General features: G+C 53.3%; 12 protein-coding genes and 1 riboswitch. Of the genes, 3 read left to right on the top strand and 9 right to left on the bottom strand.

Going from position 1 to position 12,131, the window contains the following annotated elements; translation table 11 throughout:
* Nucleotides 1-760: 760 nt before the first annotated feature.
* From cobA to hemA, 5 genes are all read right to left on the bottom strand, one after another.
* Nucleotides 761-2,305, bottom strand: coding sequence for a uroporphyrinogen-III C-methyltransferase (gene cobA, locus C2I18_RS05855; RefSeq protein WP_249900330.1), 1,545 nt, complete (start codon nt 2,303-2,305; stop codon nt 761-763).
* Between the two features lie 5 nt (nt 2,306-2,310).
* Nucleotides 2,311-3,282, bottom strand: a complete 972-nt coding sequence (gene hemC, locus C2I18_RS05860; protein WP_249900331.1) for a hydroxymethylbilane synthase — start codon at nt 3,280-3,282, stop codon at nt 2,311-2,313.
* 112 nt (nt 3,283-3,394) lie between these two features.
* Nucleotides 3,395-4,042, bottom strand: a complete 648-nt coding sequence (locus C2I18_RS05865; RefSeq protein ID WP_249900332.1) for a precorrin-2 dehydrogenase/sirohydrochlorin ferrochelatase family protein — start codon at nt 4,040-4,042, stop codon at nt 3,395-3,397.
* Nucleotides 4,043-4,114: 72 nt separating this feature from the next.
* Nucleotides 4,115-4,933 carry a cytochrome c biogenesis protein CcsA gene (gene ccsA / locus C2I18_RS05870; protein WP_249902018.1) on the bottom strand — a complete coding sequence of 273 codons (819 nt, stop codon included), beginning with the start codon at nt 4,931-4,933 and terminating at the stop codon, nt 4,115-4,117.
* Between the two features lie 5 nt (nt 4,934-4,938).
* The gene (hemA, locus tag C2I18_RS05875; RefSeq protein ID WP_249900333.1) at nt 4,939-6,330 is read right to left on the bottom strand and encodes a glutamyl-tRNA reductase; all 1,392 of its coding nucleotides are present in this window, start codon (nt 6,328-6,330) and stop codon (nt 4,939-4,941) included.
* 518 nt (nt 6,331-6,848) lie between these two features.
* Nucleotides 6,849-6,950: riboswitch (purine riboswitch) on the top strand.
* 136 nt (nt 6,951-7,086) lie between these two features.
* Between hemA and C2I18_RS05880 the strand changes: the two genes are divergently transcribed.
* The 3 genes from C2I18_RS05880 to hpt are packed head-to-tail and all read left to right on the top strand — an operon-like array spanning nt 7,087 to nt 9,748.
* The gene (locus C2I18_RS05880) at nt 7,087-7,647 is read left to right on the top strand and encodes a phosphoribosyltransferase (RefSeq protein WP_249900334.1); all 561 of its coding nucleotides are present in this window, start codon (nt 7,087-7,089) and stop codon (nt 7,645-7,647) included.
* Between the two features lie 28 nt (nt 7,648-7,675).
* Nucleotides 7,676-9,187: an IMP dehydrogenase gene (locus tag C2I18_RS05885; RefSeq protein WP_249900335.1), complete on the top strand. Its 1,512-nt coding sequence runs from the start codon at nt 7,676-7,678 to the stop codon at nt 9,185-9,187.
* 33 nt (nt 9,188-9,220) lie between these two features.
* Nucleotides 9,221-9,748, top strand: a complete 528-nt coding sequence (hpt, locus tag C2I18_RS05890; RefSeq protein ID WP_249900336.1) for a hypoxanthine phosphoribosyltransferase — start codon at nt 9,221-9,223, stop codon at nt 9,746-9,748.
* 75 nt (nt 9,749-9,823) lie between these two features.
* On the opposite strand, the gene C2I18_RS05895 is transcribed toward hpt, so the two are convergent.
* From C2I18_RS05895 to C2I18_RS05910, 4 genes are all read right to left on the bottom strand, one after another.
* Nucleotides 9,824-10,186, bottom strand: a complete 363-nt coding sequence (locus C2I18_RS05895; protein ID WP_249900337.1) for a hypothetical protein — start codon at nt 10,184-10,186, stop codon at nt 9,824-9,826.
* A 186-nt stretch (nt 10,187-10,372) separates the two neighbouring features.
* Nucleotides 10,373-11,017, bottom strand: coding sequence for a CueP family metal-binding protein (locus tag C2I18_RS05900; RefSeq protein ID WP_249900338.1), 645 nt, complete (start codon nt 11,015-11,017; stop codon nt 10,373-10,375).
* A gap of 254 nt (nt 11,018-11,271) precedes the next feature.
* On the bottom strand, nt 11,272-11,427 hold the full coding sequence (locus C2I18_RS05905) for a hypothetical protein (RefSeq protein WP_249900339.1): 156 nt from the start codon (nt 11,425-11,427) through the stop codon (nt 11,272-11,274).
* A 118-nt stretch (nt 11,428-11,545) separates the two neighbouring features.
* Nucleotides 11,546-12,109, bottom strand: a complete 564-nt coding sequence (locus tag C2I18_RS05910; protein ID WP_249900340.1) for a YdcF family protein — start codon at nt 12,107-12,109, stop codon at nt 11,546-11,548.
* Nucleotides 12,110-12,131: the final 22 nt, after the last annotated feature.

The raw sequence follows: 12,131 nt of genomic DNA on the forward strand, positions 1-12,131 counted from the left end.
TATTTTAGCGGATATTGATAGTTTTAGCGGTTTTGGGCAAATTTAGTTGTACAGACTGCAATTATACGAAGCAAGCGCCAGAAAAGGCTGGTTTTAACTGTACAAAGTACAATTACTCGATATTAGCCGAACCGCCACAACCATTTGTTACCTGCCGCAGCCTCAACTTTAACGCTTATATACAAACTAGCTACCTTGCCACAGCCTCAACTTTAACGCTTATATACAAACTAGCTACCTTGCCGCAGCCTCAACTTTACCGATATATACAATCTAGTTACCTGCCGCAGCCTCAACTTTAACGCTCATATACAAACTAGCTACCTTGCCGCAGCCTCAACTTTACCGCTTATATACAATCTAGTTACCTGCCGCAGCCTAACTTTACCGATATACAATCTAGTTACCTGCCGCAGCCTCAACTTTACCGCTTATATACAATCTAGTCACCTGCCGCAGCCTCAACTTTACCGCTTATATACAAACTAGCTACCTTGCCGCAGCCTCAACTTTACCGCTTATATACAATCTTGTTACCTGCCGTAGCATCACTTTACCGCTTATATACAATCTAGTTACCTGCCGCAGTCTCAACTTTACCGCTTATATACAATCTAGTCACCTGCCGCAGCCTCAACTTTAACCGTTATATCAAGCCATTATACTAAGACGGAACCGCCAAACGTGAGTACCCTATTCTTCGCACCCGCCGCTTCTATACCCATTCTCCCGGCTATAAGCGATCAGCGCCGCGAGCCTATCAGGCTCTGGTGGATTCGTTCCAGCGGCACAGCTCCTGGATGAGCCCTTCAATCGTCGCTTCGTCAGGCAGCAGCCCCGGTGTCAGCCCGGCCTCTACGGCGGTCTGTTCGGTCACGGGACCGATGCAGGCGATCTTGACGCCTTCCAGCAGTGCAAGCGGATCTTCAATTCCCATCCGCTTCAGGATGCTCATGAAGTTGCGCACTGTCGAAGAGCTGGTGAAGGTCACCGCATGAATGCGTCTCTCTTCCAGCAGCTTCAGCAGCTCGATATCGTCTTCGCCGGTGACCACCGTCTCGTAGGTGTCCACCTCTGTCACTTCCAGTCCAAGCTCCCTGAGCTTGTCCGGAAGCCACCCGCGCGCCAGGTCGCCGCGCGGGAGCAGCACCTTCTGCCCCGGCTGCAGCCGCGGGCCGAAGGCTTCGATCAAGCCCTCTGCCTGGAACACGCCAGGCAGCTCCTCGGCCAACACCCCGCGCTCCGCCAGCGCCGCGGCTGTGGCCGGCCCCACCGCGCCGATCCGGGCGCGGTACAGCCCGCGGACATCCATCTTCAGCTCCGCCAGATGGCGCCAGAAGAACTCCACGCCGTTGGCGCTCGTGAAGAACACCCAGTCATAAGCTTCCAGCGCCCCCAGCGCGGAAGCAATGGCGGCTTTCTTCTCTTCGCCCTCCGGCATGACCGTCTCAATGACCGGGAACTCGTACGGTTCCCCGCCGAGCTCCTCAATCCGCTCCACCAGCTCGCTGGCCTGGCTGCGCGCACGCGTAACCACGATCCGCTTGCCGAACAGCGGCAGAGCTTCCGCCCACTTCAGCTGCTCGCGCTGCAGGACCACATCGCCGACGACAATGACCGCCGGCGGCTGGAAATCCGCCGCCTTCACCTTCGCCTCAATATCGGCGAGGGTGCCGGTCAGCGTCTCCTGGTCCGCACGCGTGCCCCAGCGCACCAGCGCCACCGGTGTTTCCGGCGGCCGTCCGTGCTTGATCAGCTGCGAGCTGATATAGCCGATTTTGGCCACGCCCATCAGGAACACCAGTGTTCCGGTAGCATTCGTCACCTTATCCCAATGAATGGAATGGTCCAGCTTATCCGGGCTTTCGTGGCCGGTAATGATCGACAGCGAGGAAGCCATATCCCGGTGGGTTACCGGAATACCGGCATAGGCCGGTACACTGATCGCCGAAGTAATGCCGGGCACGATCTCATAATAAATGCCGTGCCTGCGCAGCAGCTCCGCTTCTTCACCCACACGCCCAAAAATCGTCGGGTCCCCGCCCTTCAGCCGCACCACCGTCTTGCCCGTAAGGGCCAGATCGACAAGCAGCTGATTGATTTCCTCCTGCTTCATCGTATGGCGGTCCGGCAGCTTGCCGACATATATTTTCTTTCCGCCGGGCTTCATCCATTTGAGCAGCCTGGGACTCGCCAGCCGGTCGTAGACCAGCACATCCGCCTTTTGAACGCATTCAAGCCCTTTGACCGTAATCAGCTTCGCATCTCCGGGACCTGCACCTACAAGATATACCTTCCCCTTCATCTCCATCATCCCCTAACGTCCGCCAGAATCTTCTCCGCTCCCCGTGCAATCAGCTTGCCCGCAACCTCCTGGCCGAGCTTGACCGGATCTTCTCCGGTGCAGGTCTCCTTCAGGATCACCGAACCGTCAGGCGTTCCCACCATGCCGGTCAAAGTAATGGACTTTCCTGCAGCAGTACCGCCCTGTTCCGCAGCTTCCCCGCTGCCTCCGCCTTCCAGCACCGCATAGGCTCCAATCGGAACCTGGCACCCGCCGTTCAACGCGCCCAGGAATGTCCGCTCCGCCGCTACGGTAAGCGCCGTCTGCTCATCATTATACAGCGCCAGCAGCTTCCGCAGCTCGGCATCATCCTCACGGCATTCGATGCCGAGCGCCCCCTGGCCTACGGCAGGCAGGCATTGCTCCGGCGGCAGGTAAGCCGTTACCCGGTCCTGCCAGCCCATCCGGAACAAGCCGGCCGCAGCCAGCAGGATCGCGTCGTATTCACCGCTTTCCAGCTTTTTGAGGCGGGAGTCGATATTGCCGCGCACCGGCTCAATCGTAAGGTCCGGCCGCAGCGCAGCAAGCTGGCTGGAACGGCGCAGGCTGCTTGTGCCCACACGTGCGCCCTGCGGCAGCTCCGCAAGGCTTGCTGCTCCGGTAGCGATCAGACAGTCGCGCGGATCAACGCGCCTCGGAACAGCTCCGTTGATCAGCCCCTCCGGCAGTTCGGATGGCATATCCTTCATGCTATGTACCGCCATATCAATGACATGATCCAGCATCGCCTGCTCGATTTCTTTTACGAACAGTCCCTTGCCGCCCACCTTGGACAGGGTGACATCGAGAATGCGGTCGCCTTTAGTGACGATTTTGTGCACCTCAAAAGTAAAATCGAAGCCGTGTTCCTCACACAGCCGTTCCAGATCTGCTATAACATGCCCTGTCTGTGTAAGCGCCAGCGCGCTTTGTCTGCTGCCTACGATAATTTTACGCATATATACACTCCCCCTGGTCACTTGCTCTGCGTTATTCCTTTTATGTTCCACAAGCACTTCCCGGGCACCTGCTGCGCCGGAACCGCATTTTTACTGCATTAACTTTCCTGCTCTAACGCTCACGTTCTGCGGCGATCCATGCCTCAATGACCCCAGGGGTCCACTCTATAAAGGTACCCTGTCTCATCTCATTCAACACATCGAGACTGCCCAGCCTGCGCAAAAGACGGCTTCTCACTTCCGCTGACGGCTCCCGCCGCTTGATCTCGCTCCTCATTCTGTGCAGGAAGTCCAGATAAGGCTCATATTCAGCGCCCAGCACTCCGGCAAGCTGATCCGTGATCTTCGCAGCAATGCCGGGGCCTGCCCCGGAGGTCGATACGGCTACCGTCAGCCGGCCCCGGCGCAGTACACCCGGCGTGATGAAATTTCCCGCTTCTGCATGGCTGGCCACATTGACCGGAATCCCCAGCTTCCGCGCCTCTCCGGCTACTGCTTCATTGACCTCCGGCTGATTGCTTGCTGCATAGACAAGAAAAGCCCCGGCTAATTCACCTCCGGCATACTCTGCATTCATCCAGGTCAGCCTGCCGGCCGCTGCATGTGCAGCAAGCATATCCGTCAGCGAGGGGCTGATAATTACCACTTCAGCCTCCGCTTCCAGCAGCGGGCCGGTCTTACGCTCGGCAACAGCACCGCCGCCGACCACAACCACCCGCCGGCCGCCAAGATCCAGCATAACAGGCAAATACTTTTTCATGCGAACCCTCTCCCGCTGCTGCTAAATAAAGTCTTCATTCTATAAGCCTACTCCTCCATCTGCGGCCTCTCCTCAGCCCCAGCCGTGGAATTCAGACCAGGAGTTCAGCAGGAAATTCAGAATTATGAACACATAACCTGCAATCGCCCAGCGGGCCATGACCGTGCCGCTTCTGCGCCCCGACAGCTTCAGCACGATATAGATGATGTAGATTCCCAGCCCGGTAAGCGTGCTGAGCACCTTCAAATCCTGAAATAAAGGAATTTGCCCTTCCGCAATAATCGATATCCCGGCAAGCACCATTGAAGCGGTGAGCAGCGGCGCTCCGGCAAGGATCGAGGTGTACGAATATTTATCCATCGTTTCCAGGCTGGGCAGACGGCGGATCCGGTCATCCCACTTTTTGCTCTTCAGCCGGGTATGCAGGAACAGATACATTATCGCAAAAACTGTCCCCAGTGTCAGTGCGGCAAAGCTCAGATTAGCCAAAATCACATGCATCGCCAGCCAGCCGTGCACCGCACTCCAGCTCTGCAGCGTATGATCTTCGGCGGTCAGCCAGACCCGGTTCAGCAGGAACGCGCTGAAGCCTGCCATACTCAGCAGCAGAATCGTAAATTCACCGCCGCGGGTATAGGCTATGGCCAGCGAAATCACCACAATGCTGAAGGAGAACCAGAAGAGAAAGTCATACGGGGTAAAAATAGGCAGTCCGCCCTCCTGCGTGAACCGGATGAACAGCCCGGTAGCCTGCAAAAGGCCGACAACAGCAAGAAGCCCCGTGCCTAGCCGCTTCCCGCCCGGATTGCGCCGAAGGCAATCCGAGAAAACAAACAGCAGGCTCAGGGCATATAGCAGCAGAGCGGCATCATATATTCCGTCCAGCAGCATCAGGCTCACCCGCCCAGCAGGCCTGCCGGAGCAAAGACTGGTGCGGGCACTGCAAAGTCGCTGCCGGAAGCACGTTCAGTGTCCTTACGGTTAACGGGTGCAGGGCTGCCGCCGTCCGGGCCATTTCCGAGCTGCTCCTGCAGGGCAAAGATCTGAGTAAAATAATCAAGCGCCTCATTAGCCTGTTTGCCGCCGGAGAGCTCCTTGATGACATTGATCGGATCATGCATCATCTGATTCACAATACTCTTGGTAAGGCGGCGGATCACCTTGCGCTGGTGCTCGTCCAGCTCGGGCAGCTTGTTGAACAGACTGTCCATAGTGTCTTCATAAATTCCGTTAGATTTCTCCTGGAGCGCACGGATTACCGGCCGGACACCAAGTGTCTTCAGCCAGACCTGGAACTCCTCCATCTCTTCGGCAATCATGCGTTCAATCTTGACGGCTTCACTGCGGCGCATTTCGAGATTGCTCTCCACAATGCCCTCCAGATCGTCAATATCATAGAGGAATACATCCGGAACGCTGGCCGCTGCGGGCTCAATATCACGCGGAACGGCGATATCAATCATGAACAGCGGACGCGAAGGACGGCGTCTCATCCCTTCCGCGACCTGGCTTGCCGTGAGTACATATCCGTCTGCTCCGGTGGAACTGATCACGATATCCACTTCATCCAGATGCTTCAGGGCTTCATCAATCGTACTCGGTCTGCCCGAGAACTTCTCAGCCAGCTCTCTGGCCCGCGACAGCGTACGATTGGCGACAATCACCTCGGCTGCCCCGCTGCTGTAGAGATGCTTCACGGTCAGCTCGCTCATTTTGCCGGCGCCGAGAATCAGCACTCTTTTGCCGGTGAACATGCCGAAGATCCGCTTGCCCAGCTCCACAGCCGCATAACTGACGGACACTGCGCTTTCGCCGATCGATGTCTCGCTGTGCGCACGTTTGCCGAGCGTTACAGCCTGCTTGAACAGCTGGTTGAACCATGTTCCGGTTGCACCTTCCGTCTGGGCAGTCAAAAAAGAATTGCGCACTTGTCCCAGGATCTGCGTCTCGCCGATCACCATGGAATCCAGGCCGCAGGTCACACGGAACAGGTGGGCAATCGCCTGCTCGTCTTCATATATATACATATGCTGGGTAAATTGTTCACTCTTCACGCCGAACCACTGCTCCATAAAGCTGCGGATAAAATATCCGCACATCTGGAGGCGGTCCACGACCACATAAATTTCCGTCCGGTTACAGGTGGCAACAACGACCCCTTCCAGAACGCTTTTTGTTTCCATCAGCTGATGGAGCGCTGCCGGCAGGTCCTTCTCCGCAAAAGCAAACTGTTCTCTCACCTCTACGGGAGCCGTACGGTAATTCAGGCCAACGACGACGATATGCATCGCTTGTCACCATCCTAGTCTCTATTCATTGGTGTAGGCACTGGTACCTCATCCATAACATCCGAATTCGCTGTGTTAAGTATATCACATCAAAATAGAGCTTTTTACAAAACCTTTGAACTATTTATGACATCCAGATAATAATTATTATAAACAAGAAAAAATAAAATATCTATCCTGAAAACAGGATATTACAGCATATTCACTTGCAGTTATCTTGTTAAAATGTGATGTTTTCCGGATTTTTAATCACCCGTAACGTAATCTCCACATTCGCCCGGAGCGGATTTCGTTCTCCCTTTCCTTAATTATTTTTAACGTGCCCTATAATAAGGAAGGTTAGTATAAATAAATTTGTTGCAATCCCCCAAAACCTCACACCAAAAACGCATATTGACAGAAGCCAACAGCGATGATAGCATGATGAAAATCAAATGAAGTCACATTTATTAACATCAAAAGTCCCATTGTAGAAATAACAAATGAACAACCATCACAATCACGTCATATTTTATAACAAAATAATGATCTAATCTCCTTGTATAAGCCTGTTGATTGGAATGGGCGTCTCTACAGGCAACCGTAAATTGCCCCAGGCTACAAGAGGTACGGCAGACTTATGTCCCGGCCGGGAACCTGCAGTTATGCGCTGCAGCACATTCTCCAGGGCGACGAAGTGATGCCTGTGCCTCTTGTGACCTGGGTTTTTGCTATTTTCCGCTGGAATAAAGCAGTTTAATGAGGGAGAGTGACCGTATGAGCGCAAATTATGCCCGGTTAACGGAGTCGATCAGCAGCGCCAGGAATGTGAGGATTTATAAAAGCAAAGAGACCGCTTATGATTTCAAGCTGTATCCTTTCGGGGAACGGGGCACATATATCGACCCTGAGCTGATCACTGAAATTACGGATAGTCTTGCCAGCAGCATTACTGCGGAATTCCCTGACTTTGACTATATTGTCTCTCCAGAGCCGGGCGGTCATACGTGGGGGATGCTTGCGGCCTATAAGCTAATGAAGCCCATCAATATTCTGCGTCTCAGCACGGAGCTGTATGAGAATTATGAGATCTGTATCCGGCGGGAGACGGCGTATAACGAGAATTATATTTATTTTGACGGATTCACTCCCGGAGACCGTGTCCTTCTTCTTGATGATGTCATCAGCTCCGGCGCCACCATCCGCTGTATTGCTGACCAGTTCGCGAAGATGGGGATCAGGCTCATCGGTGTCCAGGGCATTTTGGCAAAAGGAGAGCATTATAAGGCACTTGAAGCGGACTATGGAATCCCGGTACGGGTACTGTCGGGCGTGTAAGCATATAACCTTGAGGGAGTGAAAACATATGGCTTTTTATTATGAGCAGCCGTCCAGAACCTTCAGCGAATACCTGCTGGTTCCGAATCTGACGACCAAAGCATGCATTCCGGCAAACGTGGATCTCAGAACACCTGTAACCAAATTCCGCCGGGGCGAGACGCCGGCCCTTACCATGAATCTGCCCGTGACCTCTGCGGTCATGCAGGCCGTATCCGACCACAACATGGCCATAGCGCTGGCCAAAAGCGGCGGGATCTCTTTCATCTACGGCTCCCAGTCTGTAGAACAGCAGGTGGAGATGGTCCGCAGGGTCAAAAAATTCAAAGCCGGGTTCGTGGTCAGTGACTCCAATCTCTGTCCGGAGGATACCCTGAAGGATGTGCTTGAGCTAAAAGCCCGCCGTGGGCACTCCACCATCGCGATTACCGACGACGGGGAAGCGACCGGCAAGCTGATGGGCATTGTCACCAGCCGGGATTACCGCGAGAACCGCCTGCCGCCGGAATGCCCGATCACCGAATTCATGACTCCCCTGTCTTCCCTGATCTACGCCGAAGAAGGAATTACTTTAACGGAAGCCAATGATATGATCTGGGACCACAAGCTGAACTGCCTTCCGGTTGTCAGCAGCACCGGACACCTGCTCTATCTCGTCTTCCGCAAGGATTATGACAGCCATCAGGAGTATCCGCTGGAGCTGCATGACAACAACAAACAGCTCATTGTCGGTGCAGGCATCAACTCCAGGGATTATAAAGAGCGGGTGCCGGCGCTGGTAGAAGCGGGTGCCGATGTCCTCTGCATTGACTCATCAGACGGCTACTCCGAATGGCAGGCGGAGACGATCCATTATATAAAGGAAACTTTCGGAGACGCCGTTAAGGTCGGCGCGGGAAACGTCGTGGACAAGGAAGGTTTTCTCTATCTGGTGGAAGCCGGAGCGGATTTCATCAAAGTCGGGATCGGCGGCGGCTCCATCTGCATTACCCGGGAACAAAAAGGCATTGGCCGCGGCCAGGCCTCCGCTGTGATCGAAGTGGCTGCCGCCCGCCAGGAGTATTTTGAGAAGACCGGTATATATGTGCCTCTCTGCTCTGACGGCGGCATTGTTCATGACTACCATATCGTACTGGCTCTGGCCATGGGTGCTGACTTTGTGATGCTGGGCCGTTATTTTGCCCGATTCGATGAGAGTCCCGGCCGCAAGCTGCTGGTGAACGGGAACTTCGTCAAAGAATATTGGGGCGAAGGCTCCAGCCGGGCCCGCAACTGGCAGCGGTACGACTTCGGCAATCCAGGCAAGGAGAGCAAGCTGGAATTCGAGGAAGGCGTCGATTCGTTCATCCCTTATGCCGGCCGGCTCAAAGACAATCTGGATCTCAGCATCAGCAAAATCAAATCAACCATGTGCAACTGCGGCGCGCTGAGCATCCCCCAGCTGCAGCAGAACGCCAAAATCACCCTCGTTTCCTCCACAACAATATACGAAGGCGGTGCACATGATGTAATATTGAAAGAAAAGGATAGATCCTCCTGAGGCTCATCCTGATTCATAAGGAGATTGCACGTAATGACTCAGATTCAACATGTATTGGTAAGCAAAGCAGATCTGGAACAAAGAGTAAGGGAACTGGGAGCCGAAATCTCCCGCGATTATGAGGGCAAAGAGCTGGTGCTTGTCGGGATTCTCAAAGGCGCAGCCGTGTTCATGTCCGACCTGATGCGGGAGATCACCTTCCCTGTCGGCATTGATTATATGTCCGTATCGAGCTACGGCAACAGCTCCACTTCCTCCGGTGTCGTCACGATCAAACATGACATCGACACGGATATCCGCGGCAAGCATGTCCTGCTTGTTGAGGACCTGATTGATACCGGCCTGACCCTGCAGCATCTGCAGCAGCTGTTCCTTATGCGCGAAGCTGCCAGCGTCCGCATCTGTACGATTCTAAGCAAACCTTCCCGCAGGCTCGTGGATGTCCCGATCGACTACTGCGGAATCGAAATCCCCGATGAATTTGTCGTCGGCTATGGTCTCGATTATGCGGAGCAGTTCCGGAATCTGCCGGAAGTATGGGTGGTAAAGACCGGGGAATAAACCGTTTGTCTCAACGCAAAATAAATCCCCTCTTTTCCGGCATTCACCTTTTGGATGCCGGAAAGAGGGGACTTTTTAATCATAAACCTCATATACACTGCCTGAACGGGAACACAAGTGCATTCCGCCGCCTTTCAGCTTATCCCACAGCTCCCCAGCTACGCTTGGATTATTCTCCTGCGGGTACATGAGTACCGTAACACATAACGTAATCCCGATGATAAACGGCCAGATCAGAATCGAATAACGGACGGACAACCGGCTGCAGACGAACAAGGCCAGACCAATGAGCAGCAAATTCATGAACACAATAATCGGCAGGGCAATCATTCTTCCTGCTCCCATATGCGGAAATCCTCTGACCAGCAGCAGCATCATAACCACACTCGGAAGAAGTGCAGCCACAGCCTTCAGTACAAATTGATATGATCTTCTCAATCCCCATCGGTCCTCCTTACGGGCTGGAATCAAGCTACCGGCTTACACCGCACACCTTCTCTCTATCGTCCAAAATTTTACACATTACCAATGTAAGCAGTTTTACCATATTAATACACCATTCAGCCTCTAAAATAACAAACAGGCTAACTTTGGACAAGTCCAAAATCAGCCTGATGTTCTTGCTTAACTCAACTGCATCGTAGTAATACAGGTATTATCCTCCTGGAATGTCGAAATCTCAGTCTCCGCCCGCTTTCCTTCATGCTCCACCGTTACCTGATACGCCTCGTCGCGCGGCAGCCACAGATCAATAAATCCGTTAGGCTGTGATTTCATCGCCTGCCTCTCCACGACCGGATTACCCTTGTCATCTTCAACCGTTACATAGAACTCTTCCTCCACCATCTCGCCCTGGCAGCCGGTCAAGCTATGGATCGCACAGGGATGGGTCTGATTCACATAAGGCGCAATCGATACAAAAAACTCATTTCCAGGCAGCTCGTAAGCGGTTGAGCTGGAACTGTCTTCGGTCACTATGAGCTCTGTAGACGAAATCGAAGCCGACTCCGCCTTCATGCTCCGCATACTGAACCCATGCACCAGCTGCTTGATCCCCTGCAGATCCAGTTCTTCAGTGGCTGCGCCTGCTTTGGGGCTGTGGGAGTCTCCGGTATTGTGCGCATCTGCTTCACTCCCGCTAGAATCTCCTACTGCGACGGTATCCCCTACTCTGGCAGAATTGTCTTCACCTTGGCTTGCTGTAAACAGATATGTCCCTGCTATAATGACGACTATTAATCCGGCCACAACCAGGATTTTATTGTTCATAGAATGAGCAGCCTCCTATCTTTTACCTATTATTATAAAGCAGGAATAAGGCTGGAGGGTGAGACGAAAGGGTGACAATGTAGTACAGCTGGTAAAGGCGTGGTTTGATGGGTCTTCAGTACATACATACTGCTGCTCACCGAAGGAACAATCGTACTGCTGCTCACCGAAGGAACAATGGTGCATATCTACACTCTCTCTGTCTGCGCCTTGAACTTTTCCGTTTGCTTATGCATAAAGGAAAACGGAGGCCCTCAAGCCTCCGTCTCCGTCTTATTCTCCTGCCGGCTCAGCAGCTGCCGCCGCCGTGACCCCAACTTGATCCACACCCGGTCATCATCATCCCGGAAAAACCGGATCTGCACCCATTTCAAGGGTGTCCATATTTCTTTGAAATAGTAGTTAGGCATAGAACTTCGCTCCCGGCTATGTAACTAGATTTAACTCTAATTATAGACCGGGACAACTCATTTGTTTGTCGGAACATGTCTCCGCTAACAAGGAAATTCCCAGCTATTTAAGCCAGAACTACCGGAACCACTGCTTAATCTCTCTCAATACACCCTTCGCTTCCGGTCCGTTATAACCAATAGCGTTGCCGATCATTTTCACATATTCATTAAACGTAGTCTCCCGGCTCCTCGGGTCACTCCACCACCACTTCGCATCATAACTCGAATCCGCCCCCACATACGTCAGCCTGATCCCCGAATCCTTATACACATGATCGAAGATGAACTTTACCCTGCGCATATGAAAGTCAGAAGACACTACAATGGCTGAAGTGAAACCCTGCTGTTTCATAATCGGGAGCGTGAACTCTGCGTTCTGGTACGTGCTGAGCGCTTCGTTCTCGGTAAGCAGGGCCTCTTGAGGGACGCCCAGGGACATAGCCGTATCCTGCATGTCTTTGCGATAGCTGCCGCTCTCACTTGCGTTAGACAGCAGCAATTGGGGAGCATACTTTTGTGAATACAATTCTGCTCCTTTTTCGATGCGTCCCCAGCCTCCGCTTAAGATCATGATGACATCCGCATTCTGCGGCGTTTGCGAGAGTGCCAGGAAGCGGCCAGCGAATAGGAGGAGGAACAAGATTAAAAGAAGAGGCAAACAT

This window comes from Paenibacillus sp. PK3_47 (assembly GCF_023520895.1).
Lineage (GTDB): Bacteria > Bacillota > Bacilli > Paenibacillales > Paenibacillaceae > Paenibacillus_AQ.